At 68.4% G+C, this 25,128-nt stretch carries 20 protein-coding genes and 9 pseudogenes; 14 read left to right on the forward strand and 15 right to left on the reverse strand.

Going from position 1 to position 25,128, the window contains the following annotated elements; translation table 11 throughout:
• Positions 1-327 precede the first annotated feature (327 nt).
• Positions 328-1,158, forward strand: a complete 831-nt coding sequence (locus OG953_RS02070; RefSeq protein WP_405682126.1) for an IS5 family transposase — start codon at positions 328-330, stop codon at positions 1,156-1,158.
• On the opposite strand, the gene OG953_RS02075 is transcribed toward OG953_RS02070, so the two are convergent.
• Entirely contained in the window at positions 1,076-1,672 is a 597-nt protein-coding gene (locus OG953_RS02075) for a hypothetical protein (protein ID WP_405682127.1), read from the reverse strand. The two genes, OG953_RS02070 and OG953_RS02075, sit on opposite strands and share 83 nt — an antisense overlap.
• A gap of 192 nt (positions 1,673-1,864) precedes the next feature.
• On the opposite strand from OG953_RS02075, the gene OG953_RS02080 reads away from it, so the two are divergent.
• Positions 1,865-2,311, forward strand: a complete 447-nt coding sequence (locus tag OG953_RS02080; RefSeq protein ID WP_405682128.1) for a helix-turn-helix domain-containing protein — start codon at positions 1,865-1,867, stop codon at positions 2,309-2,311.
• 50 nt (positions 2,312-2,361) lie between these two features.
• Entirely contained in the window at positions 2,362-2,697 is a 336-nt protein-coding gene (locus OG953_RS02085) for a hypothetical protein (RefSeq protein WP_405682129.1), read from the forward strand.
• Here OG953_RS02085 and OG953_RS02090 read toward each other — a convergent pair.
• On the reverse strand, positions 2,692-3,696 hold the full coding sequence (locus OG953_RS02090; protein WP_405682130.1) for an IS3 family transposase: 1,005 nt from the start codon (positions 3,694-3,696) through the stop codon (positions 2,692-2,694). The two genes, OG953_RS02085 and OG953_RS02090, sit on opposite strands and share 6 nt — an antisense overlap.
• 20 nt (positions 3,697-3,716) lie before the next feature.
• Positions 3,717-4,100 carry a hypothetical protein gene (locus OG953_RS02095; RefSeq protein ID WP_405682131.1) on the reverse strand — a complete coding sequence of 128 codons (384 nt, stop codon included), beginning with the start codon at positions 4,098-4,100 and terminating at the stop codon, positions 3,717-3,719.
• Between the two features lie 84 nt (positions 4,101-4,184).
• On the opposite strand from OG953_RS02095, the pseudogene OG953_RS02100 reads away from it, so the two are divergent.
• Positions 4,185-4,377 (forward strand): annotated as a pseudogene (locus OG953_RS02100) (transposase); the annotation flags it as partial.
• Between the two features lie 310 nt (positions 4,378-4,687).
• On the opposite strand, the pseudogene OG953_RS02105 reads toward OG953_RS02100, so the two are convergent.
• Positions 4,688-5,710 (reverse strand): annotated as a pseudogene (locus OG953_RS02105) (IS1380 family transposase); the annotation flags it as partial.
• Between OG953_RS02105 and OG953_RS02110 the strand changes: the two are divergent.
• Together OG953_RS02110 and OG953_RS02115 are read left to right on the forward strand one after the other, a co-directional pair.
• Positions 5,697-6,539, forward strand: a complete 843-nt coding sequence (locus tag OG953_RS02110) for a transposase domain-containing protein (protein WP_405682133.1) — start codon at positions 5,697-5,699, stop codon at positions 6,537-6,539. The pseudogene OG953_RS02105 and the gene OG953_RS02110 sit on opposite strands and share 14 nt — an antisense overlap.
• Positions 6,458-7,404 (forward strand): annotated as a pseudogene (locus OG953_RS02115) (GDSL-type esterase/lipase family protein); the annotation flags it as partial. The gene OG953_RS02110 and the pseudogene OG953_RS02115, both read left to right, overlap by 82 nt.
• A gap of 299 nt (positions 7,405-7,703) precedes the next feature.
• Here OG953_RS02115 and OG953_RS02120 read toward each other — a convergent pair.
• A complete protein-coding gene (locus OG953_RS02120) occupies positions 7,704-8,237 on the reverse strand; it encodes a lamin tail domain-containing protein (protein ID WP_405682135.1) in 534 nt (177 codons plus the stop codon).
• A gap of 646 nt (positions 8,238-8,883) precedes the next feature.
• Between OG953_RS02120 and OG953_RS02125 the strand changes: the two are divergent.
• Positions 8,884-9,024, forward strand: a pseudogene (locus OG953_RS02125) (IS110 family transposase); the annotation flags it as partial.
• A gap of 484 nt (positions 9,025-9,508) precedes the next feature.
• Here the strand turns inward: OG953_RS02125 and OG953_RS02130 are convergent.
• The 3 genes and pseudogenes from OG953_RS02130 to OG953_RS02140 all read right to left on the reverse strand — a co-directional run bounded on the left by OG953_RS02130 (position 9,509) and on the right by OG953_RS02140 (position 11,113).
• A complete protein-coding gene (locus OG953_RS02130; protein ID WP_405682137.1) occupies positions 9,509-10,084 on the reverse strand; it encodes an alpha/beta fold hydrolase in 576 nt (191 codons plus the stop codon).
• A 66-nt stretch (positions 10,085-10,150) separates the two neighbouring features.
• Positions 10,151-10,444: an ATP-binding protein gene (locus OG953_RS02135; RefSeq protein WP_405682138.1), complete on the reverse strand. Its 294-nt coding sequence runs from the start codon at positions 10,442-10,444 to the stop codon at positions 10,151-10,153.
• Positions 10,441-11,113 (reverse strand): annotated as a pseudogene (locus OG953_RS02140) (ATP-binding protein). Before OG953_RS02140 ends, OG953_RS02135 begins: the two are co-directional and overlap by 4 nt.
• A 65-nt stretch (positions 11,114-11,178) precedes the next feature.
• Here OG953_RS02140 and OG953_RS02145 point away from each other — a divergent pair.
• Positions 11,179-11,654 (forward strand): annotated as a pseudogene (locus tag OG953_RS02145) (MerR family transcriptional regulator); the annotation flags it as partial.
• 151 nt (positions 11,655-11,805) lie between these two features.
• Here the strand turns inward: OG953_RS02145 and OG953_RS02150 are convergent.
• Together OG953_RS02150 and OG953_RS02155 are read right to left on the reverse strand one after the other, a co-directional pair.
• Positions 11,806-13,061, reverse strand: a pseudogene (locus tag OG953_RS02150) (Tn3 family transposase); the annotation flags it as partial.
• A gap of 94 nt (positions 13,062-13,155) precedes the next feature.
• Entirely contained in the window at positions 13,156-14,202 is a 1,047-nt protein-coding gene (locus OG953_RS02155) for a hypothetical protein (protein ID WP_405682139.1), read from the reverse strand.
• Positions 14,203-14,864: 662 nt separating this feature from the next.
• On the opposite strand from OG953_RS02155, the pseudogene OG953_RS02160 reads away from it, so the two are divergent.
• The 3 genes and pseudogenes from OG953_RS02160 to OG953_RS02170 all read left to right on the forward strand — a co-directional run.
• Positions 14,865-15,008 (forward strand): annotated as a pseudogene (locus OG953_RS02160) (D-beta-D-heptose 1-phosphate adenosyltransferase); the annotation flags it as partial.
• A pseudogene (locus tag OG953_RS02165) lies at positions 15,005-15,826 on the forward strand (1-phosphofructokinase family hexose kinase); the annotation flags it as partial. The pseudogenes OG953_RS02160 and OG953_RS02165, both read left to right, overlap by 4 nt.
• Positions 15,827-15,890: 64 nt before the next feature.
• The gene (locus OG953_RS02170) at positions 15,891-16,451 is read left to right on the forward strand and encodes a PTS fructose transporter subunit IIB (protein ID WP_405682140.1); all 561 of its coding nucleotides are present in this window, start codon (positions 15,891-15,893) and stop codon (positions 16,449-16,451) included.
• A 48-nt stretch (positions 16,452-16,499) separates the two neighbouring features.
• Here OG953_RS02170 and OG953_RS02175 read toward each other — a convergent pair whose 3' ends face one another.
• Positions 16,500-17,513 carry a hypothetical protein gene (locus OG953_RS02175; RefSeq protein WP_405682141.1) on the reverse strand — a complete coding sequence of 338 codons (1,014 nt, stop codon included), beginning with the start codon at positions 17,511-17,513 and terminating at the stop codon, positions 16,500-16,502.
• Positions 17,514-17,708: 195 nt separating this feature from the next.
• On the opposite strand from OG953_RS02175, the gene OG953_RS02180 reads away from it, so the two are divergent.
• Positions 17,709-19,493, forward strand: coding sequence for a helix-turn-helix domain-containing protein (locus tag OG953_RS02180; RefSeq protein ID WP_405682142.1), 1,785 nt, complete (start codon positions 17,709-17,711; stop codon positions 19,491-19,493).
• A 179-nt stretch (positions 19,494-19,672) separates the two neighbouring features.
• On the opposite strand, the gene OG953_RS02185 is transcribed toward OG953_RS02180, so the two are convergent.
• From OG953_RS02185 to OG953_RS02200, 4 genes are all read right to left on the reverse strand, one after another.
• Positions 19,673-19,834, reverse strand: coding sequence for a hypothetical protein (locus tag OG953_RS02185; protein WP_405682143.1), 162 nt, complete (start codon positions 19,832-19,834; stop codon positions 19,673-19,675).
• A gap of 407 nt (positions 19,835-20,241) precedes the next feature.
• A complete protein-coding gene (locus OG953_RS02190; protein WP_405682145.1) occupies positions 20,242-20,754 on the reverse strand; it encodes a DUF5959 family protein in 513 nt (170 codons plus the stop codon).
• 56 nt (positions 20,755-20,810) lie between these two features.
• Positions 20,811-20,960 (reverse strand): hypothetical protein, encoded by a 150-nt coding sequence (locus OG953_RS02195; protein WP_405682146.1) that lies wholly within the window; start codon positions 20,958-20,960, stop codon positions 20,811-20,813.
• Between the two features lie 662 nt (positions 20,961-21,622).
• Positions 21,623-22,090: a lipocalin-like domain-containing protein gene (locus tag OG953_RS02200; protein WP_405682147.1), complete on the reverse strand. Its 468-nt coding sequence runs from the start codon at positions 22,088-22,090 to the stop codon at positions 21,623-21,625.
• Positions 22,091-22,591: 501 nt separating this feature from the next.
• Between OG953_RS02200 and OG953_RS02205 the strand changes: the two genes are divergently transcribed.
• Both OG953_RS02205 and OG953_RS02210 read left to right on the forward strand, forming a co-directional pair.
• The gene (locus OG953_RS02205) at positions 22,592-23,161 is read left to right on the forward strand and encodes a hypothetical protein (RefSeq protein ID WP_405682148.1); all 570 of its coding nucleotides are present in this window, start codon (positions 22,592-22,594) and stop codon (positions 23,159-23,161) included.
• A gap of 404 nt (positions 23,162-23,565) precedes the next feature.
• Positions 23,566-25,074, forward strand: coding sequence for an ISL3 family transposase (locus tag OG953_RS02210; RefSeq protein WP_405691570.1), 1,509 nt, complete (start codon positions 23,566-23,568; stop codon positions 25,072-25,074).
• Positions 25,075-25,128 lie beyond the last annotated feature (54 nt).

Genomic DNA, 25,128 nt, shown 5'->3' on the forward strand with positions numbered 1-25,128 from the left:
CAGATAACCATCTCCCAACCTCAGGCTGACTTCTACTAGTAGCGTGTCGCTACTTAGTGCGTTGTGGCAAACCGGATCTCGTTCGAGGTGTGCGGCGCGGGTGGCTATCTGGACAGAGTTACGGGTGCGGCTGCGGGCATGAAAGAACGGGCCCCTTGGTAGTGACGCGGTTACGACACCCAGCACGACCAAGGAAGCCCGTTGTCCGACCAGTTGAGCAGCATCTCTGTGGCCGCGTCCACCGCGGTCACCCCTGGGTGTGACTGCTACGTGCACCGGTTCGGTTCGATCGTTCCGGGGCGGCGGGCGCGGTGCTATCCGAGTGACATGACGGATGCGGAGTGGGCCGAGGTCCGCTCCGCGATGCCGGTGCCGGCCTGGCTCCTCAGGCAGGGTGGGCGCCCCGAGGCGTACTGCCACCGCGAGATGCTCGACGCGGTGCGCTACCTCGTCGACAACGGCGTCAAGTGGATGGCCCTGCCGGTCGACTTTCCGTACTGGCGGGCCGTCTACGACTTCTTCCGCCGCTGGCGGACCTACGACTACGTGCGTGAGCTGCACGAACGCCTGCGCCGCACGGCCAGGGAACGCAAGGGCCGAAACACCGAGCCCAGTGCCGGGATCATCGACAGTCAGTCGGTGGACGCCTCCGAAACCGTCAGCGAGGACAGCCGCGGATACGACGGCGGGAAATCACGTGACGGGCGTAAGCGCCACATCCTGACCGACACCGAGGGCCTGCTCCTCGAGGTGACCGTGACCACGGCCGATGTTCACGACTCAAAGGCCGCCCCCGCGCTGCTGGAGACGTTCATGACCGATCCGGGTCGGCTGCTGAAATTGGTGTGGGTCGACAGCGCCTACCAGGGCCCGGCCCTGGCGAAGGCGTTCGCCCGCCACGGGGTCCGGATCGAGGTCGTGCGCCGATCCGACGGACAACGCGGATTTGTCGTACTGGCCCGCAGGTGGGTGGTGGAAAGAACGCTGAGCTGGCTCTCGCGATCACGCCGCCTCAACCGCGACCACGAACGCCGGGCCGATCACCACACTCAGATGGTGTGGTGGGCCGCCATGATCAGGCTGTCCCGGCGCCTGGCCGGAGACGCCCCGCGCTGGCCGGAGAAGCGTCCCGACCGACTGCCCCGGGCGCGGGCATGAACCGTCCGTTCTTCTCCCGCACCAGCCAGCCCCGCTTCTCCAGCGCATAGGCACGGTGACGGACCTTCTCCACCTCATTCTTGATCTCCGTCTCCCGGCCCACCGCCCGCGCCAGTTCCACCCCGCTCACCGGCCCCGACGCGGCCGCCACCGCGGCGAACACCTCCCGATACAGGCCACTGAGCACCTCCTCACTCATACCCGACCGCCACACCGGCGGCCGCTCGACATACCCCGCCCCCGCACCAGAGCCGCTCGACCCCACAGCGGCAGCCACCTCACCACCAGACGGCACGGAAGCCGGCGTATTCACCGCGCTCTCCTCGGCCAGCACCGACACGAGCTCCTCCCGCCCCACCCGAGCCCGATCGACACGCTCCCGCGCGGCATTCACCTCCGCCTGAGCCTGCTCCAGGACCTCCGTCCAGGACTCCAGATCCTGCCTCGCCCGCGCCTCACGCCGTTCCATCAACCCCAGCACCGACGGCATCGCATCCTCCTCGATCAACAACAAGCCGTCCGCTGCCTGCCCCTACCCCTCCACGGTCATGCTCCGAGCACGAAGAAGCCCCCGCTCATCGAACAGGGACTCCCTTTGCCACAACGCACTTAGTTATGGGTTGTTTGGTTGGGAGGTTGGTGTCTGGCAGATTCTCCTTCCGTTCTGCCAGACAGGGCTGGTGTGATGGGTTCGCAGAAGAGGCCGGTGGTGCTGACCGTGGCTGATCGTGAAGAGTTGGTTCGGGTGACCACGACGGGGGTTCATCCGGCCTCGGTGATCAGGCGGGCACGGATACTGCTCGCGCTCGACACTTCTGCAGGCGCGATCGGCTCGCAGGACGTGATTGCTGCCCGGGTCGGGGTCTCGGGTGAGACGTTGCGACTGGTCGCCAAGCGTTTCGCTGAGACCGGTGGCGATGTTCACGCCACGGTCGCGCGGAAGAAGCGCGACCTCCCGCCGGTGCCCTCGCCGGTGACCGGTGAGGTCGAAGCCCGGCTGATCGCGATGGCGTGCTCACAGCCACCCGAGGGTTATGCCCGGTGGTCGCTGCGGCTGCTGGAGAAGCACGTCGCGCTGGTCGAGGACATCCCCGATCTGGATCACTCCACCATCGGGCGGGTCTTAAAAAAACGAAACTGCGTCCTCATCTGAAGAAGTGCTGGACCATCCCACCACGAGCGAACGCGGAGTTCGCGGCCCGGATGGAAGACGTGCTGGCCGTCTATGCCCGGCCCTATGACCCGGCACGTCCGGTGGTGTGCATGGACGAGAAGCCCTGCCAGCTCCTCGATCATGCCCGCGACCCGCTCCCGGCCCGCCCTGGTCACGACGTCTGCCAGGACAGCGAGTACATCCGCTGCGGCACATGCTCAATCTTCGTGTGGGTCGAACCCCTGCGCGGATGGCGTCGGGTTCAGGCACTGCCCCAGCGGACCCGGATCGACTGGGCCGGCCAGGTCAAGCAGCTGCTGAGCGTGGATTACCCCGACGCCGAGACGGAAGATTTCAAGTCCAGTGAGACGGTTGTGACGCTATGAGATCTGTGGTGCGGGCTCTCTACGCTTGGTCGGGTCGTTGATCCAGGCGGTCTGGGGTATTGCGGGTGGTCGGGGGCGGCGGCCGAAGCGTTCGGGGTGGCGGGCGTATGCCTCGGCGAGGGTGACGGCGCGCTGGTCGCGGACCTCCTCGGCGGTCCCGAAGTGGACGGAGGCGGGCGTGTGCCAGCCGATGCCCGAGTGCCGGTGCTCGTGGTTGTAGTACGTGAGGAAGGCGTCGAACCACTCGCGGGCGTGGGCCAGCGAGTCGAACCTTTCCGGGAAGTCCGACATGTACTTCGTGGTCTTGAACTGGGCCTCGCTGTAGGGGTTGTCGTTGGAGACCTTCGGTCTCGAGTGCGAGCGTGTCACGCCCAGATCGATCAGCAGCTGGGAGACCTTCTTGGAAGTCATCGAGGTGCCGCGGTCGGCGTGCACGGTCTCGGGCACGATGCCGTTGCGGGTGATGGTCTCGCGGATCAGCTCCTCGGCCCGCCCGGCGGACTCGGCCCGCTCGACGGTGTGGCCGACGATGTACCGGCTGAAGATGTCGATGATGACGTAGGCGTGATACCAGACGCCCTTCTCGGGACCGGCCACCTTGGTGATGTCCCAGGTGAACACCTGCGACGGGCCGATGGCGACCAGTTCGGGCACCGTCCTGGCCGGATGGGTCGCCTGGCGGCGGCGCTCGCCGGTCTGGCCCTGCTCCCGCAGTATCCGGTACATCGTGGAGACGGAGCAGTGGTAGCGCCCAGCATCCAGCTCGCGGGCCCAGATCTGTGCGGGCGGCAGTTCGGCGTATTCGTTGCTGTTCATCAACTCCAGTACCGCAGCCCGTTCTTCGGCCGTGAGCGACGAGGGCTGCACCTGCTGCTTGCGGGGCCCGCGCGGTGATGGGGGCCGCAGCCGTCGGTAGTGGGTGGCCCGCGACCGGCCGGTCAGCCGGCAGGCGGCCGTGATGCCCAGCTCACCCTCGACACCGGTGAACGCCCCGTCCACCGCCGGGTCGGCGGCAGGGCTCAGTCCGCGCTCTCGGAGATCATTTCCAAGAGCGCGGAAGCTTTTCCCATGACTTCCAGTGCGGCCTTGTTCCGGGCCAGTTCCTTCTCCAGCCGTTCCACCTGGCGGCGCAGCTTCTCGTTCTCCGTCTCGGCGGCCGACTTCTTCGGCCTCGCCAGGCTGGTGCGCTTGTCGACCAGCTTCTCCAGGGCCCCGGCATCCCGCGCGGTCCGCCACTCCTTGACGTGGGAGTGGTACAGCCGTTCCCGGCGCAGGATCGCGCCCTTCTCGTTCTTGGGCGCGGCGTCGTACTCGGCCACGATCCGCAGCTTGTACTCCGGGCTGAAAGTGCGGCGCTTCGGCCGGGGAGCCGGGTCGGACCCGGCGGGCTTGGTGCTGGTCATGAGGGGGTGGTTCTCCTGTCGCGCCCTCTCAGGCTAACCCGCCGAAGCGGAACGTCTCACCCAAGGCTGACAGAGAGGGAGACCGTGGTGCTGGTGATGGACAACCTCAACACCCACAACATCGCCTCACTTTACGAGGCATTCGACCCAGAAGAGGCCTTCGCCCTGGCCCAACGCCTCGAAATCCACCACACACCCAAACACGGGTCATGGCTCAACATCGCCGAGATCGAACTCTCCGCACTGACCCGGCAATGCCGCGACCGCCGGATCGGCAACCTCGACATCCTCAACACCGAACTCTCAGCCTGGCAGAACGCCACCAACACCGACCAACGTCAGGTGGACTGGCACTTCACCACCCACGACGCACGCATCAAACTCCGCCACCTCTATCCCAAAAAATAGCTGCGACGGTCTACTAGCCTCGATCTTTCGTGACGGCCTGCCGGTTCATCTGGTGGGCTTTTCGGTTTGTTGGGCAGGCTGTGGGCAGGCGGGAGGTCCGTCTGTCGCGTCGGAGGGGCGCCGGGTTCCACGGTTCCGGTCGGGGTGCTGGTGTCGTAGGGGTGGGCCGTTGTTGCTGGTCAGCCGGGGGCGGGGAGTGCGTCGAGCCGTTCGATCGCATCGATGATCACGTCGGTCCATGGCCAGTGGGCTGCGAATCTCAAATGCCGTCAGCGAGCGGTGGTGATGAGCTGGACGGCGGCGGAGAACAGGCGGAGTCGCAGTCGGTGGGACTCCCACCTGCGGGTTTTACCGGTCAGGGCGAGCATGGGCATCCAGGCCGGCAGGTCGAGGGCGATCTGGACGATCTCCAGCCAGATCTGGTTCTGCGCGGTGTCGTGGAGTGGCAGGTTGCGCAGTCCGGTGGCGCGGGTGTTTCGGATACGGTCCTCGGCGCGGGCCCGTCGGCGGTGCCGCAGCTCAAGGTCGGCGATCGGTGGATTCGCGGTGTTGGTGGCGAAACAGGTCAGCCGCAGTCCGTCAGCGCCGGTGAAACGCAACTGGGCGCCGGGGTGTGGCCGTTCCTTGCGGACGATCAGCCGCATCCCCTTCGGCCGGCCCTTCAGGCAGTCTCCGTCGATCTCGGCGACCCAGGCGCCGTCGCGGATCTCGCCGCCGGGCTCGACGGCCGGGGTCCAAGCCGGGGCAGGAACCTTCAGGACGGCCCGGTGGATGGCGTCGGTGATGGTCGTCCCGACCGAGTACGACAACCACCTCCCGCGTTTCGCGAGCCAGGCCACGAACTCGTGGGTGCCGCCGCCGGAATCGGTACGGATCAGCGTCCGGCGTCCGCGCCGCTACTTCTTCGGAAGCTGGTCCAGCGCGAGTTGAGCGGCGGCGGTGTTGCTGCCCGCGTTGCCGGGCCTCAGCAGGCCCGCCACCGGCTCCCCGCTTCCGCCGTTGCCGTGGTCGACGAACCCCATCAAAGGGTGGTGTCCGAAGGTCTTCTTCCAGGTCGCGGTGACGTCCTGCTTCTCCGAGTGCGCCAGCACGAGCACCCCGTCCAGGTCCACGGCCACCTGCCCGCCGGCATCCGGCGCCGAGGCGCCGGCCAACCTCCAGACCTGTTGCCTCACTTCGGCCCGAGCGGTGCGGACGGTTCTGCGCACGTTGACGGAGAAGCTGCGACTCCTGCCGGGCGTGTGCGTGCAGCGCCTGCCTACGAGTTCGGCCCTCACCCGGGCCCGGCAGCGGCTGGGCGCCAAGCCGTTGCAGATACTGTTCGAGCGGCGCTGCGGCACGCTGGCCACGACGGCGACCTCGGGCGCGTTCGCGTTCGGGCTTCGGCTGGTTGCCTGGGACGGCACCGCGCTGGACGTCCCCGACACCAACGCCAATGCACGGGAGTTCGGGTTCACCGGCAAAGGCGGCGCCAATCAGAGCGGACACCCGCAGGTCCGTCTGATGGCGCTGACCGAGTGCGGGACCCATGCCCTGGTCGACGCGGCCTTCGACGCCGTTGCCACGTTCAGCGAGCAGCGTCTCGCTCGCCAACTGCTGGCTTCCCTGCGGCCGGACATGCTGCTGCTGACCGACCGCAACTTCTCCGGATACGAACTGTGGGGCCTGGCCCGGGCCACCGGCGCCCACCTGGCCTGGCGGATCAAGAAGAACCTGGTCTTCGTCCCGCTGCGGGTGCTGCCCGACGGCTCCTACCTGTCGGTCATGCCGACCCCGAAGGAAACCGTCCGGCACGGACAGGCCAGGGCCGCCGGCCGTCGCCTGGCCAAGCCGCCCCAGGGCCATACCGTCCGCGTCATCCAGTACGCCGTGACCGTCGGGCCCCGAGTCGGCCTTCCCCACACCGAGACGTTCCGGCTGGTCACAAGCCTGCTGGACCACCGGCTGGCTCTTACCAGGGCACCCCGCCCCGCCCCGAAGGCGTGTACGACCTGCTCGTCGACGGTCGGCTGGCCGGGCAGACCAGTGTGACCGGTGGCAACGTCCTGATGGTGGATATGGCCACCGGCTCCGCGGAAACCCGGCCCGGCCCGGTCGGCACCGTCCGGTTCTCCGGCCTCCCCGACCGCGTCAAGGACATCGGGATCTGGCTGCCGTACAACGAAATCACCCAGCTGGTCGCCCTGCGCACCGACGTCTCCGTCGAGCCCCTACCGGATGGGGGCCGCAAGAAGTGGCTACACCACGGCAGTTCGATCAGCCACGGCACCGATGCCGCAAGCCCCAGCACAACCTGCCCCGCGCTGGCCGGCTCCCTCGGCGGCGTGGCACTGACCAACCTGGGTCTGGGCGGCAGCGCCCTGCTCGACCCGTTCACCGCCCGCGCCCTGCGCGACACCCCCGCGGACCTGATCAGCGTCAAGATCGGCATCAACCTCGTCAACACCGACCTGATGCGCCTGCGCGCCTTCGGCCCCGCGGTGCACGGCTTCCTCGACACCATCCGCGAGGGCCACCCCACCACTCCCCTCCTGGTCGTGTCGCCCATTCTGTGCCCCATCCACGAGGACACCCCAGGCCCCAGCGCCCCGGACTTCGGCAACCTCAGCACGGGAAGGCTCCAGTTCCGGGCCGCGGGCGACCCCGCGGAACGCGCGAGCGGGAAGCTGCCCCTCAACGTCATCCGGGACGAACTGGCCCGCCTCGTGAAGCAACGGGCAGCCGACGACCCGAACCTGCACTACCTCGACGGCCGCGACCTCTACGGCGACGCGGACTTCGCCGAACTACCGCTGCCCGACCAGCTCCACCCGGACGCCGCCACACACCACCTCATCGGCGAACGCTTCGCCGCCTGGCCTTCGGCTGCGGCCCGTTCGCCGCCGAGCGTGCCTGAAACTCCCACTCCTCATCCGCGCATTCGGATTGCGCCACTGGCTCGATCTTCCCCTCCAACGAGCCCCGGTACAACCTTGTCACCCTGGCACGTCTGTTCAGGTGCGAAACGCATCCAACGGAGAGTGACCCTCCCGGACCAGAGCCCCTCCGCGTGGTCAGTCGGTGTTGCCCCGGCGTACCTCTGCCGGCGAGAAGGACGGCGAGCGCACGAGTAACGTGCCGCCACCCCGGGGGCGGGGGGTGGCGGCACGCAGCAGATCCGGGAGGGCCCGCGTTCAGTGGCGGGCGGGGGTCAGGTCAACGGCGGCGCCCACGGTCGTCGTTGCGGTGGTCGCGGTCGTCGTTGCGGTGGTCGCGGTCACGGCCCCAGGACTCGGTGTCGACGGTGCGGCCCCGGTCGTCGCGCAGCGTGGCCCTGTCGGAGTAGTTGCTCCAGATGTAGTCGCCGCGGCGGTTCTGGTAGACGTCGGTGCGGGTGTCGTGGCCACGCCCGGTGTGGACGCGGACCGTGGCCCGGCCGGCCAGGCGCAGGTCGTCGAAGCAGTATCGGTTGCCGTCCCGGTCCGACAGTGTCCACCCGTCCAGGTTCACCGCCCGGCGACCGGTGTTGGTGACCTCGACCCACTCACCGTTCAGCGAACGGTTGGAGTAGTCATCACGGCCCGGGCTGTTGTACTGGATGTCGCCGAGCACGACACGCGAGTATGCCTGGTGGTGACGGCCACGGTCGTGGCCGTCATCGGCGGAGGCCGGCATCGCCACCACGGCGACGACGGAACCGGCCGCCAGAGCGGTAGCGACAAGACGACGAACGGTATGAGAAGCAGACAAGTGATGTCCCCTCAAGTAAGGGCGCCCAGGCTCAGGTCAGAGCCATACTGCGCAGTGCGGGTCCCGGCCCAGCGAGCCGAGGCCCCACACTCTGAAGCACCCGCCCCGGCTCCGGCACGGGCTTCAGTCCGCGTTACACAATGTGGACATTTCCGTAACCGACGACTGTAACGGTCACACACTCCGCGCGAGCGTGGCCCTGACATTCACTGCGCGTGGCAACCACCCCGGCCGCCCCCGACGACAAGCCCTTTCCGACCCCCCGCTACGCCCCGCCGCACCACCCCGCGCTCCGCCACCAGTGCCGCGCAAATCGGGTAACAGGCACAATGCTTCACTGCTCGAATAATGGCGCGGTGATCACACATCCGCGCGAGCAGTTCGCGCCAGCCAGGGGCGACCGCGGCGAGGCCTGGCTGGGCAGCTGAGAAGCAGTGGCACTCCGGTTACCGGTCCAGCAGACCCGACAGCCCCGGATACACCGACGAGCAACAAGGCGCTGTTGGAGACGCTGATGAGAGGTCCGACCGCCTGGCCGGGTGCAATGCCCGGCCGTTTGCGGGCGGCAGGTCTGCATAACGTGGATGCGCGCATACGGCGCCAACGCCTTGGCCAGCACCGCACGAACCCCGCTCGGGAGGATGGGTTGTACGACATCGGTGACGTGGGCGTTTTCCTCGGCCTGGACGTCGACAAGAGCGCCCACCACGGCCACGGACCGACCCCGGCCAGCACGAAGTTCTTCGACAAGCAACTGCCCAACAGCGAACAGAAACTACGGGCCGTGTCAACCAACGAGACCGGGAGCCACGTTGCGCCATCCGTGATGGGGGTTGGACCCGACACAGGTCCATGATCGGCAATGAGAATGGGAGCCACCCCTATCGGGTGACTTCGGGTCGTTTTGGTGAGAAGCGGGAGTGTCCACCTGGGTGTCGGACGGGGTACCGATAATTTGGTGCCCCGGGTCCTCCTGGCTCGTGTCCCTGACAGGCGCGGTCGTGGGGGCCCGGCTTCGTTGCTGGGGGTGATCCCGTTTCAATGGCCGGCAGTCCCGCCGCGGTCACAATGTGCTGAGGAATCCTCGGACTGCTGAAGCGAATCCGGCTGGGTCGGTCTCATGGACGGTGTGGCCGGTGGGAAGTTCGGCCTGGTGAGTGTGGGGGCGTCGCGCTGCAATGTCCTTTGCGTGCCCGGCGCTGAGGACCGAGCTGCGGCTGCCGCGGATGAGCAACGCGGGGCAGCTGCCGGCGAGCCAGTCGTTCCAGTGGTCACCGTTGACCTGCTGCTGTGAGGTGTTCATGTCCTGCGGGCTGAAGAAGGCCCCACCCGTCGGGGTACTCGCGGACGGCGTCGGTGAGGTAGCTGGCTGATGGACCGAGTGCTTCCAGCAGCCCTGTCCGTGTCGGTGCCCGGTGCGGCCATGACAGGCTGAAGGACAGGTCGTCATCGACCTCGGCGCCGATGTCCTCGATGATCAGAGCGCGGACGAGGTGGGGATGCCGGGCGGCGAACTGGTAGGCGTTCACGCCTCCGAGTGAGTGTCCGAGCACGACAGCATCGCTGATGCCCAGGTTTTCCAGGATGCTCGCTGCGTCCTGGATGTAGCCGTTGCGGGAGAAATCGGCGGGGCGGTCGGAGTAGCCGTGCCCGCGCTGGTCAGGAGCGATGATCCGCCAGTGGTCGCCCAGTTCCCGGGCCAGATGCGTGAAGGTGCGGCCCTCCCCAAAATGCCCGTGCAGGGCGAGCAGCGGGTGTCCCGGGCCGCCGAAATCGAGGAAGAACAGGCGACGCCCGGCCACTGTTGTGGCCGCGCGCCTTGGCTCGGGCCGGATCGTCGAAGTCATGTTCGTCAGCTTGCCATTGCCTGGATGCCACTCCTCGACGAGGTCCGATCGTGAGGGCGTCGCCGCTCAGGGCTGAGTCCGCCGTTCGGACTCGGCGGCCTGGAATCGGTAGGACTCGGCGCCGGTCTGGATCAGCGTGCGGCGGAAGGTGATTCGGTCGGCGATGGCCGCGCAGAGCCGCGGGTCGGCGAAGATCTTGTCCCACTCGGCGAACGGGGAGTTAGTGGCCACCGCGGTCGCCTTGCACTCCTCGCGCTCGGTGAAAATCTGGAACAGCAGCCTCGCGCCCTTCTTGTCCCGGTTCAGATACCCGAACTCGTCCAGGCACAGAAGATCGACCTTGCTGCAGCAGGCAATCACGGACGACAGGCGGCGGGCGCCTCGGCGCGTTCGTTCACCAGCGCGGAGGTGGTGGTGTAGCGGACGCTCATGCCTGCCTCGGCGATCGCCGTACCAACCCCGATCAGAAGGTGTGACTTGCCCGCGCCGGAGTCACCGATCAGTACCAGCGGACGGCCCTCACGCACCCAGGACGTGGACGAGGTTGCCGATCGTCTCGGGCAGCACCTTGGGGTTGCGGTCGAAATCGAAGTCCTCCAGCCGCTTGGGCCGTGGGAACCGCGCCGAGCGGACCAGCCGCTGCCGGCGACGGACATCCCGGTCGGTGCGTTCGACCTGCAGCAGGTCAAGGAGGAACTGCTTGTAGGAGGACTGCTCGCGTCGGGCGGGGGCGGACAACTTCACGAACCGCTCGCGGAAGACGGGCAGCCGCAGGTCCCGGCACGCCTCGTCGAACAGCGCGTCCTCCGGGGCGCTCTCGGGCAGCGGCATCCGGGGGCGGGACCTGCCGGCAGCGGCGCCAGCAGCGACCGCTCCTGCTCGAAGTCGAAACCGATCGAGGTAGGACGGCCGGGATGTGCCGAGCGTCCTCCGCCACATCGATCGCCGCCAGAAGCTCGTTGAGATCCGCAAGAACCTCCACCTCCGGGGCCGGGACCAGGTGCTTGCGGCGGAACCTGCCGCCCTCATGCTCAACCCCGCCTTTCTCGTGTGCCCTCTCCTCGCCAGGGCCGCATTAGAAGGCCGAGAAGCTAGCGGTGAACGAGGGCGCGGCCGAGGAGGCGTTCCGCCTCATCGACGAGAGTCACGCCCAGCTCCTCGACGACCGCCGAACCCTCCAGGCCGTGGAGAGCGCCCTCCGTGACCTGGAGCCCACACTGGGCCCGGCGGCACGTTCATCGGGCCGCTGGCAGGGAAGCTCGGAATCCGGCCCGCGACGCTGCGCAAATGGGAGCGCGCCGGGCTGGTGCGCCCGCGCCGCGACCCGCTGACCGGGTACCGCGTCTACGACGAGGCCGACGTGCGGGACGCCCGGCTGGCCCACCAGCTCAGGCGGGGCGGCTACCTGCTGGAGCAGATCGCCCCGCTGATCGCCCAGGTGCGGGCAGCCGGCGGGCTGGAGCCGCTGGAGGCCGCACTGTGCAACTGGCGCGGGCGGCTGTCCGTCCGCGGGCGGGCGATGCTGACCGGGGCCGCCGAGCTGGAGGCGTACCTCCACAAGCGCGGATGAGACTTCGGCCGCCAGCCGAAGGAACCAGGGTCACCAACGGTTCCGTCTCGGCTGACCCGCCTGCCGATGTCGGCCTGGTCCTGGGCTGAGCCTTACTCCGCATCGACCGCAGCCGGATCACGCAGGGCTGCAGGCCACCGGGCAGATCGAGGAGCTGGAAAGAGTACCGGCCCAGCATGTTGATGTGATGCCGCACGAACGGCGAGAGGCGGGACACGTCCTCGTCGCGCACCTCGAAGCCGTCGGCGCGTAGCTGGGTGACGGCGGCGTCCATGTACCGGGTGTTGAACAGGACGAGGGCGTTGAGCATCAAGCCCGGCGATCCGGCCGTAGTGCGCGATGGCGTCGCCGAGCGGGGTGAACCGGCCGTCGCGCGACAGCATCCGGATCATGTCGTAGGCGCGGACGGCACCGGAAGCTCGATCCGGTCGCGGGCCGCGTCCTGGAAGGCGCCGTAGTCAGCCGCGCGGTCGATCCGCCGCATTTCCTGGTCCGGCAGATCCGCCAGCTGCGGCGCGTAGGCGTACCCAGCCGGGGCGAGCAGCCCGAACACGATGTCGCTGTACGAGGCGGTGTCGGTGACGACCATCTCGGGGCGCTTGCCGCCGGCGCAGTCGTACAGGACGTCCAGCACGTACAGCGAGTCGCGCGGAGTGCCGGCTACGCCCCTCCCGCCGAGCAGCCGGCTGGTCGTTGATCATGTTGAGGCAGGTCACGCCGCCCCGGCGGCCGAAGTACTTCGGGTTCGGCCTGGCGTACACACTCGGTACCGGCACGACGAACCGCGTCCCGTCCACCGAGGCCACGAGCCCGCCGCCCCACGCCTGCACGAGCGGGATCGACGCCTGGGTCTGGATCAGCGTGGCGTTCGCCGCCCGGTAGGTAGCCAGCCGCAGGTACGTCTGGTCGATGTGGGACAGCCGCCCGTACTTCAGAACGTCGACGCCGCCGATGACCGGGATGTATCCCACGTTGCAGCCATGGGCGACCAGCAGCGCGGCGATCGTGACGTGCAGGTCGTTCAATCTGGCCTCGCTGCCGGTGAACGAGGTCAACGCCTGGTCGGCGCCGGTCCGGGAGAACATCTCCAACAGCACCTCCGGCAGGTCCACGCGCGGCAGCATCGCGTTCACCGCCGCCCGAAGGTCCAGCAGCGAAGCCGGTTCGGGCTCCGGCTCCAGGACGGCGAAGTTCAGTCGGCCGTCGTCGCCCAAGACGATCTGTGCGTTGTCCGGCAGACGTCCGGCCACCTCACGGTCGGTGTTGTCCAGCAGCACGGCCCGCACCGCCAGGTGCTCGTCGGCCGCCGCGGGCAGGCCGAGGAAGGCGAGCACGGCGGGTTTGGCCTGCTCCCATGCCTCCCTGGCCAGCAGCTTCGCCAAGTGGGTCGCCCCACTTGGCGGAGTTCATACACCCAAATCCGGCTGGGGTACCGCCGCTGCTTCCACACGCCGCCTGACACCCTGCCGCGCAGGACACGTCCTCGGACTATGCCGGGAGGTCAGAGCCTGTCGGCATGGTCCAGATCGACCAGGAGACGCTCCACGTCGGTCATAAGGGATCCGTAGACATGCCAGGCACCCGGCTTGACCAACGCGCCCCGGCTGATGAGGTCGGTCATGGTGTCGTGCCACGCCCGGGCACGGTCGATCGCTGCACGCAGTCCCTCACGAGCTTCCGCCGGGCGGGCTGCGCTGTCGACCTCGACGAACGCCTCGACTGCCTGCCCTGCCAACTTGAGCATCTCGGCGTACCGATCGAGGAACTGCTGTCCCAAGTGGTGGTCGGTGTGGGTGTCGTCCACGTTGTCGGCCAGCGTTCGAGCAATTCCGCGCACCTGGAGAGATACGCCATGCAATGTGTTGAGCATGTCGCCGTAAGTCACAGGCCGACGCTGCGGATGCACCGCCCAGCAGGTGTTCCAGCGCAGACTCTCCTGCCCCTGCTGCACGCGCTCGCGCGCGTCCGCGACCCGCCGCCCCAGACCCCTGCCGTCCTCCACCCAGCCGTGCGCGCGGGCGGCATGCTGCCGCTCCCGCAGCCCGTGGCCCATGTCGCGCAGCAATGCCCCCATGACTCGGGCGAGGTCTCGAACCGCGTCATCGGATCCGTCCAGATGTATCGGCGGCATGATCAGCGCATTCACCACAACGCCCACCACCGCGCCGCTCAGCGCCGCGATCGCCGTCAGAACGACGTGCCCGACCGGAGCCGCAGCCGCGGCGGCAAGCGTGAGAACCGCCGTCGATGCGACCTGGAGCCGGCCGTCGGAAGCTCGGCTCCCGGCCGCCACCAGGGCGATCCCCAGGATGCCCGCGATACTCCCGGCGGTGGATCCCAGCAGCCACACGGTGCCGAGAGCCAGCAGCATTCCCGCCGCCCGGGTGGCCATGCTCCGCGCGGCCTGCGCCACAGAGCGGTACACCGTCGCGGCATTGACCATGAGCAAAGCGGTGGCCACAGCCACATACGGTCGCTCCCCCTGGATCCAGAGAGTGGCGACCTCCCAGGCGAGCAGCGCCGCGATCAGGTTCTTGGCGCCATGCACCAGGGCATGCCATCCCCAACCGCGGCGGATCGCTTCGACGAGTCGCGTCAGCGGCGGCCGCAGGCCCAGTGACGATGGCGCCCGGCCTTGCCCCTGATCAATAGTTGAAAATTGCACAATCTATAGAGTGGCACACTTTGCCCGGTTTGAGTGAGTGGCGTCCCCCACAGCGACTCGAGCCGGTCAACCACCCAACAAGCCGACCACGCCGCCCTCACCGCGCCATAGCGGCCATCTTGCTGCGCCACACCAACCGGGAGCACGGAAGCCCATCTGGTCGTCCGACACATGACCGATGTTCGTGCTGTCGGCGAACACCCTGCGCACCCGCCGGATGTCGCTCATGTGCAGATCCGAGTCGCCCCCGGCTGAGCACCCCCTGATGGTGCGCCTGCGCCGAGAACCAGTCCACGACGTCGCGGGTGAGTTCCATGAACACCTCCACCAAGGAGAGGGCTGGAGAGTGAGTTCCTGCAACGGCACCGCGTGCCGTACGACACCCGTCGGACATTCCTCCGTCGCCCCGGCAAGGTTGTCAGTCCTCGCGGTGCATGCCCGGACACCGAGCTCGCCCGCCTCTCGTACGGGCAGGCCCGTGCTCTGTTCGATGGGCACACCGTCGTCGCCGGGCCGGGCCACCCCGGGGAAATCGGGCCCGGCCGGCGACTGCCGCCAAGTTCGGCCAGGAACACTTCGCCCGCTTCGTCGACCTCGCGCAGGTCGATCTACTCATCACCGACACCGGACTCGGCTCCGACGATGCCCTCGCCATCGAGGGCCAAGGCACGGAAGTAGTACGCGCGTGATCCTCACCGTCACCCCCAATCCAAGCCTGGACCGTACGTACGAGATGCCCGGGCTGGCCCGCGGTGCCGTGCTGCGGGCCACGGACGATCGAGTCGACCCCGGCGGCAAATCCATCAACGTCTCGCGCGCGGCCACGGCAGCCGGACGCCGTACGATCACTGTCGCACCGCTCGGCGGGCCTGAGGGCTCACTGCTCGCCCGGCTGCTCGGCGAACACGGCATCGAGGCGATCGGAGTACCGATCGCCGGCAGCACCCGTATCAACGTCACGCTCGTCGAACCCGACGGCATGCTCACCAAGTTCAACGCGGTAGGCCCGGAGATCACCGTGGCCGAGGCGGAGGCTCTGCTGGATGCCGTACAGACCCGGTCGGCCACCACGGACCGGATCGCCTGCTGCGGCAGTCTGCCCCGTGGGCTGCCCCCGCAGTGATATGCCGACCTGGTGGCCCGGATCGCCCTCGAGACCTCCGGCGCGGCGCTGCGGGAGCGCCCGGATGTGGTCAAGCCGAACGCGGAGGAGCTCGCCGAGGCCGGCGGTCGCCCGTCGGCGACGGTGGGCGACGCGGTGAAGCCGACTGAGGAGCTGCGCGAGCACGGTGCCCGATCCGTTCTGGCCAGTCTCGGGGCGGACGGGCAGCTGCTGGTCGACGGTGCGGGTACATACTTCGGCAGCGCCCGGGTGGACACGGTCCGCGGCAACGTCGGAGCGGGCAACGCCTCCCTCGCAGGCTTCCTCGCCGCGGGTGGGAAAGGCCCGGCCGCGCTCGCCGCGGCGGTCGCCCACGGCGCGGCGGCCGTGCAGCTGCCGGGCAACAGCGGACTGCCTTGCCTCGGACAGCGGTGCAACGGCCGACGAACCCTTCCGGATCGTCACCGTCATGTCATGTCCGACCGGCATCGCAAACACCTACATGGCCGCCGAGTCACTGGCAGCCGCGGCCCGCGCCGAGGGCGTGGTGCTCGACGTCGAGACGCAGGACTCAGCCGGGTTCGAGAGGCTCGATCCGGCGCTCATCACCGCTGCCGACGCGGTCATCCGGGCGCATGACGTCGAGGTACGCGAGAAGGCACGGTTCGACGGCAAACCCATCGTCGACACCGGGGTCAAGGCAGGGATCAACCGACCTGCCGCGCTGATCGCCGAAGCCAGGCGGAAGGCGGAGCACGGCGAGACCAGCACCATCGCGGGCGGCGCCGCTCGGCAGGACGACGGAGCCGCGCCCGGCAGCCCGCGCCTCATAGCATCCGCCGCCGTCGCGAGGGCCATGCCTGACCACAGACCCCGCCGGTCAGTTCGGGTCTCACGACTTCGCCCCGCTGGGTATCCGGCGGGGCGAAATCGTGCGGCAGGTCCCGCCGCCTCGCCGGGCCGCACTGGCACCCCCCTTGTAGCACCTGCCGCATGCAATCCGTGCCAGGAGGGGCGGAGCGGGCGGTGACTGCATGTCAGCCGATCACCCGCTCCGTACATGTCCCGCTCGATCCGGTCAGCCGCCGAGCGCATGCACCTCGCTCAGGATGGCGCGCATCTGCGGCCCCGACTTCTGGGCGTAGTTGCTGCCCGTGTACCCCCACCAGTCCCAGCAGCCCTCCGGGTTGCCGCGCAGGAGGCTGATGTCGGTCTGCGGGTAGAGGATCACCAGGTTGTTGGTGTCGGCGTACTCGTTGAGATGGGACTCACGGGCGAACCGGTCACCCACGAACTTGTTGTCGCTCATGCAGCCGTGCAGTGCGACGACCAGCTTGCACGCGGCCCCAGCCGCGCAGGAGTCCGGCGTGTAGAGGAAGCTGCTGCTGCCCATGCTGTACCACTGGGCCAGGCCGCCCGGCACATATCGGTTCTGGTCGTGCCGGCTGACGGTGCCCGACTGCGAGGCGGCCGGCGCGTTCACCTGCCCCAGCCAGTGGCCGAGCATCTCGCCCTGCGGGTCGTTGCGGCAGTTGATCAGGAACGGGTAGAACGTGGTGCCACAGCTCAGCGGGGCGTTCGGGGTGGGCCAGCCGTGCCCTGCCGGATCGGTGTCGTGGTACGCGGTCCGGGCCCCGAAGTCCCGGTAGAACTGGACCCCTTCGTCGCTCACCGAGGTCGGGACGACGGGGTCCCGGGTGCCGTGGTACGTGTAGACGGGCTTGCCCGCCAGGTTCGATACGGGGTCGATCCGTCCCTCGGCCGACCAGCGGCGGGCGATCTGCTCGATGCCCTCGGGGTCGGTGGAGATCAGACCTGTGCCGCAGGCGACCAGGCCGACGACGATGCCTCCCTTGCCGCAGTAGTACGGGCCTGCGGCGACGACGCCCGCGCCCTTGAAAGTGCCGGAGTAGGCGACCTGGAGCTGCGAGGCCATGAATCCGCCGGAAGAGATTCCGGTGACGTAGGTGTCGGTGATGTTGAGCCGGGGGAGGCCCGGTTCGCCCGCGTGGGCGGGGGCGGTGAGCCCCAGGGCCGCGGCCAGGGCGGCGACCAGGGTGACAGCGGCGGCCCGCAGTGAGCGGAACTTCACGTGCGCTCTCCTTCACTGGGATCCGTTCAGTGAACGGAGTCGGAAGTCGGGGGGTACGGAGACGGACGAGGTCATGGTTGGCCGTGCACCGCCCTGCGGGAAATGGACGTGTGCCACATCGTCGACGGCCGATGAGTGGAGATTCTCTCCGCCGCCCGGGGTGCACGGCGGCAACGGTGCGGTATCACTTGCCCGGTGACGACGACACCAACAACCACCGGCACTCTGCTCCGCCTGCTGCGCGAGGAGGCCGACGAGACGGCGTTCCGCGCCGTGGCCGCCGAACCGCCGCTCATCGACGAAGCACTGGCGATACGTTCCCGGTTCGCGGCCCACCGCCGCCGGGAGGCCGCGCTTGCCGCGCTCTACGAGACCGCCGGTGACCTCGCATCGCTGCGCGACCTCGAGGACGTCCTCCAGGCCATCGTGTACCGCGCCCGCACCCTCATCGGCACCGATGTCGCGTACCTGCTGCTCTCCGACCCGGAGGAGGGCGACACATACGTACGCGTCACCGACGGCATCACGACGGACGGGTTCAAGACCGGCCGGCTCGCCGCCGGTACCGGCCTCGGCGGACTGGTCGCCGCGACCGCCGTGCCGTACCACACCGCCGACTACCCCAACGACGCCCGCTTCGAGCACACCCCGTATGTGGACGGCGTCATCGGCGCCGAGGGGCTGGTGGCCATCCAGGGCGTGCCGCTGAAGTTCGGCGACCAGGTGTACGGGGTGCTGTTCGCCGCCAACCGCCGGGTGCGGCCCTTCTCGCCCGACGAGGTCGACCTCCTCATCTCGCTCGCCAACCATGCCGCCCTCGCCATCGAGAACGCCACTCTCTTCGAAGAGGTCCGCAAGAGCGCCGCCGTCCACGAGCGGCTCACGGCCGTCGCGCTCGACGGGGGCGGGCCGACGGGGCTGGCCACGGCTCTCGCCGACGTGCTGCGCGGCAGCGTCCTCGTCCTCGACGCCCAGGACCGGCCGCTCGCCTCGGCCGGTGACGCACCGCCCGAACCGGCGGCCCTCGTACGGGAGATGGCGCAGGCCCGATACCTCCGCAGCTCCGCATCACGTGGAACCGTCTGTGTCACCCCTATCGTCGCCACCGACGAACACCTCGGCACGCTGCTGCTCGTACGCGGCGGACTCGACGCCTCCGACATCCACGCCCTGGAAAGGGCCGCCCAGGCAGCCGCCCTCATGCTGCTCGGTGAACGTACGGTCGCGGAAGCCGAGCACCGGTTGCGCGGCGAGATCCTCGAAGACCTGCTGGGCGCCCCGCACCGCGACACCGAAGGGCTGCGCCGCCGGGCCGCGCTGGTCGGACTCGACCTGGAGCGTGACCATGTGGTGCTGGTGGCCCGGGGTGGGGACCACGGCAGGCGGCGCCGCATCACGGAACTGGCGGGCGGCCATGCCACCCGGCTCGGCGGCATCGCGGGCGAGTACGGTGGCAGCACCGTCGTCGTCCTGCCCGCCGTCGAAGACCCGGGCGGCGCCGCCCGTGCCCTCGCCGAACTGCTGACTGCCGGAATCAGACACCCCGTCACGGTCGGTGCGGAGCGTGCGGCACCCGGTGCCACGGCCGTCGTCGAGGCACACCGCGACGCCGCCCGCTGTCTGGACGTACTGGTCGCGCTGGACCGCGCCGGCGAGGGTGCCTGCCGCGACGACCTCGGCATCCACGGCATACTGCTGGGCCCGGCGGGCCGCGACGAACTGGACCGCTTCATCCGCCGCACGATCGGCCCGCTGGTGGAGCACGACAAGACGCGCGGCAGCGACCTGGTACGCACCGCACTCACCTACTTTGCCTGCGACGGCAACCTGAGCCGTACCGCCACCGCCCTCTACGTCCACGTCAACACGCTCTATCAGCGCATCGACCGGATCTCGGCGCTGCTCGGACCACAGTGGCGCCACGGCGACCACGCGCTGCAGGTCCACCTGGCCCTCACCATGCGACGAACGGCGGGTTAGGGCCCTGACGATCTCGTACATGCTTGGCGCGAGGTCCGGGTGAGCGCTGTCCGGCGAGGCGGTCATGGGGCAGCAGCACGCCGGGGACCACTGACACTCTCGAAACAGTCGCACTTGGCCGGCGAAGTGCATGGGGCCCATCGCGGCCCTCAAGTTGGCCGAGGGACTCGTGTGCCGAGCTAGCGGAATGCCACCGGCGGGCGCACGTCGCTGAAGTCGATCGCGCGGTCGGCCTCGCGCAAGGTCTGCTCGGCCACCCGGCGGGTCTCGGCCGGAACATCCCCGTGCTCCTCCACAAGTCTGGCGTAGATCGGTGCCTCGGACCTGTCTGCGGAACTCATGTTGAACTTTCTGTCGGGGGGTACGGGCGCCTTCCGCCGGTGAGGGGAAGCGGGGGCCGAGTATACGTGCTGCAGGCAGGACGCCGCAGAGTTGACCGGAGGTCGGGCAGCGGCAGAGCAGTTCTGCCCAACAAGGCCCGACGCCCGCGCCGAGCAAGTGGCTTGAAAAGGCTGGTTCATCGGCGGTCGGCGGTCGGCGGTGCGACAGGTGACCGGTTGGGGCAGCCTGTCCGCGAAAGATGCACCTCAGCGGCGATGACAAGGCCCGCCCGGTCGGCGTGCGAAGGGTTCCCGGGCGGGCTCCGCCTCCCACACTGCCCGAGTTCCCTCGTTCCCGCGCGCGGCCCGGCCGGTGGTTGGGCCGCACGGGGGGCGGGACTTCCAGGCGCCGGCCGTGCCGTAGATGCTCAGTTCATACGGTCCGGGCTCCATTCGTAGACCATGGGAGCGGTCTCGATGACCTCGCGTGGCCAGACCTGCCGAAGTCGGTCCAGTCGGCCTCTGTGGTCCTGGATCCAGTCGGCCTGTGGCTGGATCCAGAAGAATGTGGAGAGCCGGTCGGGGTCGTGGATCGTCACGCACATGGACTGATCCTCGTTGAGTCGAATGCCGAGCTCCAGCCCCCGGCCGCCGCCGATTCCCGCCTCACTCCCTGGAACCAGCCCTTCCAACTCGTGTTTCCAGGAGGAGAGGTCCTCCTGAAAGAGGTAGAGCTCAAGGCGTGCGTCGAGAAAGCTGGTGGACACCAGGACATCGGCGCGCAGGGTGTCATGCCCGGTCAGAATGCCGGGCTGGTGACGCCCAGTGACGCGAACGATGCACCGGTCGCCGTCTGCGCTCACCAAATGAATCAGGTCGACTGGTTCCGGCTCTCCCACAGTGCGCCTCCTCTTGGCCCGGTTGGTGCGAATAGCGTGCATCCTCGCGCATGGGGCGCGCGCGGACGCAGGAGCCCCTCGACGAACGTTCGACGCGATCAGCGGTCCAGGACCAGGCCGGCGCCGCTCAGACAGTCGTCGATCATGTGGGGTTGGTGCTGCAGCATCTTGAGCTTGCGCTTCACGGCCGGCGTGATCCGGCCCAGGTCGGCGGCGGCGAGGTTGCCGTCGCGCTTGACCAGGGACACAGGCCATCCTGCGCGTTCAGGTCGGGTGCCTGGGTGAGCAGCTGGAACATGGTGAGCCAGTCGGCGTTCGCGGCAATGAACTCGCGCAGCCGTGTGGCCACGTGGATGTGGCCGTTGTCCCAGACCAGCACGATCGCTCCACCGCGCTGGATGCGAGCGCGCACCAGCAGGTCACGGAAATCCCGACAGGCGAAGCTCTTCGATCCGCTCTTGCCTCGATCGGTCGGATTCGTTCCCGTCAAGGGCCCCCGTCGACCGCCCGAACGCTGATCGATTCGTTCACGCACCGCGACCAGTCCAGGTCCCCGTCAGCGCCGAGCTGATCCAGCACCATCCTGTGCAGCTTGGCCCGAGCACGGGCCGCCGACCAGTCGGTAAGGCCACGCTGCACCGTTTACCGGGATACGCCGAAGACCGGCGGCAGTTGCCGCCATATACAACCCGAGGCCGCCACCAACACCATCGCCGCCAGGACCGTGCGGTCATCACAGCAGCACCGGCCCCCGCCCTGGGGCCGAACCGGAACCGAAGAGATCACATCCTGGAACAACTGCCGGCTTCCCTCTGGCACGATGGAATTCGCTGACCGGCTGAAACGCGGCTCGCACCAGGAGGAGTTCTCGTTGAGGACGTGGAGATTTCCTGCGCTCCGTCAATGCTGTTCACCGGTTCGGCTGCTGCGAGGTCCGCGCTTTTCGGTAACGCCACCGCCGTGGCACGCGCAGCATGCTCACGGACATGTGGCCGTCCGCGGTGGAGGTGATCAGTCCTGTCGGACGCTGTCCCAGGGGGTGTTCGAGCGTGCGACCGGAGACATCCACGATGGCGACGGTGCTGAGCAGCCAGGCGCCTACGAGCGGATGCTCGGACGCATCGGGCCGGTGGGCCGGTGGGCCGGTGGGCCGGTCGACGATTCGGTTCGGGACGGGGTGTACACGTGTTTCCTTTCCAGGGCTTCTGGACTTCTGGACAAAGAGGGAAGGTTTCGTCCTCGTCCGTACCCGTGCGACAGACCGCAGAAGCCACGTACGAACCCCCGACACCAACTGATCCCCCAGGGTGTCCGAAAACCCCCTGCTTGGGTGCCTCGGCGCCCACAGGGCATGGGCATGCCCGGACGCTGCTGTCATGCGGCTTTTGACGTCGAGTCATGGGAGCGACTGTCACTCAGCGACGAGATCCCCCTCTTCCGCAGGAACTGGTTGTCGCGAGTTCTGGTTCTGACTCAACTCCGGCATCGATTCCGAGGGACCGGCCGCGCGTCGGGGCCCGGCAATGGCTCTACGGGCCGTCACCGCAGGTCAGGATGGCGGGACCATTAGTGACGGGCATTCAGGACGACGGCGCACACCCCCGCCCGGGCAGTGTCAACAAAGACACGCTGCCACCAGGGGTGAGCAGGCGTCAGAAAGTCGCCCGGAAAGACTAATGATGCACCAACCAGACTACAAATAAGCACAATTGACAACTCATCCGATTACCCTTCAATCGCATATAGGTGTCTCGTGTACCCCGATCGGCGCCCCGGCGCCAACCCTTCAACGTGTCCGATATGACAGCTATGGGGACCGTCACTACGTTCAATCACAGGCCGGCTGCTCGGCCGACCTCTCTGAGACAGGAGAAGTGACATGGTTACCCGTTCCACCGTCGTTACCGCAGCCATCGCGGCCGCCGCGGCACTGGCCGCCACCGGCATCACCTACGCCTCGGCCGCCACCACCGAGCCGGCCTACGCATCCCCTGTCGCCCAGCAGGCCACCGCCCCCGTTTCGGCCCTCGACGGCGGCGACGCCGGCAAGGGCAACGAAGGCAAGGGCAACGACGACCGAGGCTACGACGACCGAGGCTACGACGACGACCGAGGCTATGACGACCGGGACCACTACGAGGGTCGGATCCACATCAACGAGCGCACCTACAGCGACGACCCCGGTGGCTGCATCACCGTGGTCAGCGGCCTCGGCTCCAACAGTCTCAACATCCGCAACGACAGCCGCAGGACCATCGAGGTCTTCCGCGGGGTCACCTGCGACAACGGCGCCCCCATCGCCACCGTCGGACCTCACAGCTCCAGCGACGGCGTGTTCCCCGGCCACGTCCGGGGCGGCGTCTTCGTCCACGACGGCGTCGTGGGCAGCTTCCGGGTGCTCGCGCGCCACTACGAAGACGGCTACGAAGACGGCTACGAAAGCCGGTGATCGAGACACCCGCGTGACACGGAACCCCTGCCCGCCGGAATCGGGCCGGGGTTCCGCTCTACGCACCCCCTGCCGGGACACCCCGGTCCCGGATGCCCACACCCACCCGGCCAATGCCCGACAACCCACACACCTGCCACGCCAAAAAGAGCCGGACGGCGAAGCACCGGCAGCCCAGCCGGAACACCCGCACCTCACACACCCCTCCCCCTCCGAACAACCGCACCGAACACGCCCCCATGAACCATTCCGGGTTTGATCGAGACTGACCCTAATTTGGGGTCTGTACGGTGTGTGAACGGCTCTGACAAGATTTTCGTAGCCGTTGATCGACTTTGCGGTATCGGCCTCGGCAAGTGCCTTGGTGGGGGAGGCTGGTGGCGTGTGATGTCGAGTTGACGGCGCTGCTTCCCCACCTGGCTTCGGTGCTGGTCGAGGCGGTGGAGGCAGGCGAGGGCCTGGTCAGGATCACGGTGCGGACTGCCGCCGGGGTCTCGGTGATCTGCCCGGGCTGCGGGCAGGAATCGGCGTGGGAGCACAGCCGGTACGTGCGGCATGTCGCCGACGAGGCGATCGGCGGGAGACCGGTGGTGATCGACGTGTCGGTGCGCCGCTTGTACTGCGAGAACCCGGACTGTTCCAAGACCACGTTCGTCGAGCAGGTCCCCGGGCTGACGGTGCGCTACCAGCGGCGGACCCCCGCCCTGCAGAAGGTGATCGCGTCGGTCGCGACGGCCCTGGCCGGGAGAGCCGGGGCCCGGTTGCTGGTCCATCTGCACCAGACCCTGTCGTGGGCGAGCATGCTGACCTGCCTGTTACGCATCCCCCTGCCCACCTCGGCGGTGCCCGCGGTTCTCGGTGTGGACGACTTCGCACTGCGGCGCGGCCACCGCTACGCCACGATCCTGATCAACGCCGAGACCCGCGAACGCGTGGAGGTCCTGCCCGACCGCAAGGCCGAGACTCTGACGGCCTGGCTACGTGCCCATCCGGGCGTCGAGGCGGTCTGCCGGGACGGCGCGGCCGGCTACGCGCAGGCTGTCACCGACGCGCTGCCCCAGGTGCCGCAGATCACTGACCGCTGGCACCTGTGGCACAACCTCGGGGAGGCTGTCCTCAAGGAGGTCCACGCGCACGCCGGCTGCTGGGCGAAATGCGGACCGCCCTCCCAAGCCCGTGTCCGCGAGGAAACCACCCGGGAACGCTGGCATCAGGTCCACGCCCTGCTCGACCAGGGCGTCGGCCTACTGGACTGCGCCCGCCGCCTGCAACTGGCGCTGAACACCGTCAAACGATATGCCCGCGTCCCCGAGCCCGAGCAACTGAAGAAGGCCCCGCAGTACCGGCCCACCCTGGTCGACCCCTACCGTGACCACCTGCGACGGCGCCGCGAGGAGGACCCCGCCGTGAGCGTCAGGCAGCTCCTGGATGAGATCAAGGAACTTGGCTACCAGGGCAGCTCGAACCTCCTCTACCGCTACATCAACCAGGGCCGCGTCGAGTCCGACCGCCCCGCCGTCTCACCTCGCCGCCTCAAGGGCCTGCTGTGTACCGAGCCCGAGCAGCTCAAGGACAAGGACCGCGAGCTCCGCGCAGAGCTGACCGGGGCCTGCCCCGAGATGACCGCCCTGGCCAGGCACGTCCGTTCCTTCGCGGCCCTGCTCACCCCCGCTGCCGACAACGCCCGACACCTCGAGGAGTGGATCTCCCAGGTCCGCGAGGACGACCTGCCCCACCTGCACGCTTTCACCCGCGGCCTGGAACGCGACCACGACGCCGTCACCAACGGACTCACCCTCCCGTTCCACAACGGCGGAACCGAAGGCGTCAACACCAAGACGAAACTGATCAAGAGACAGATGTACGGCCGCGCCGGCTTCCGCCTCCTCCGCCACCGCATCCTGCTCAACTGATCCACACCGAGGCACGATCAACGGCTACGAAAATCTTGTCAGAGCCGTTCGCCG

Origin of the sequence: Streptomyces sp. NBC_00057 (genome assembly GCF_045041165.1) — a bacterium.
Taxonomy (GTDB): domain Bacteria; phylum Actinomycetota; class Actinomycetes; order Streptomycetales; family Streptomycetaceae; genus Streptomyces.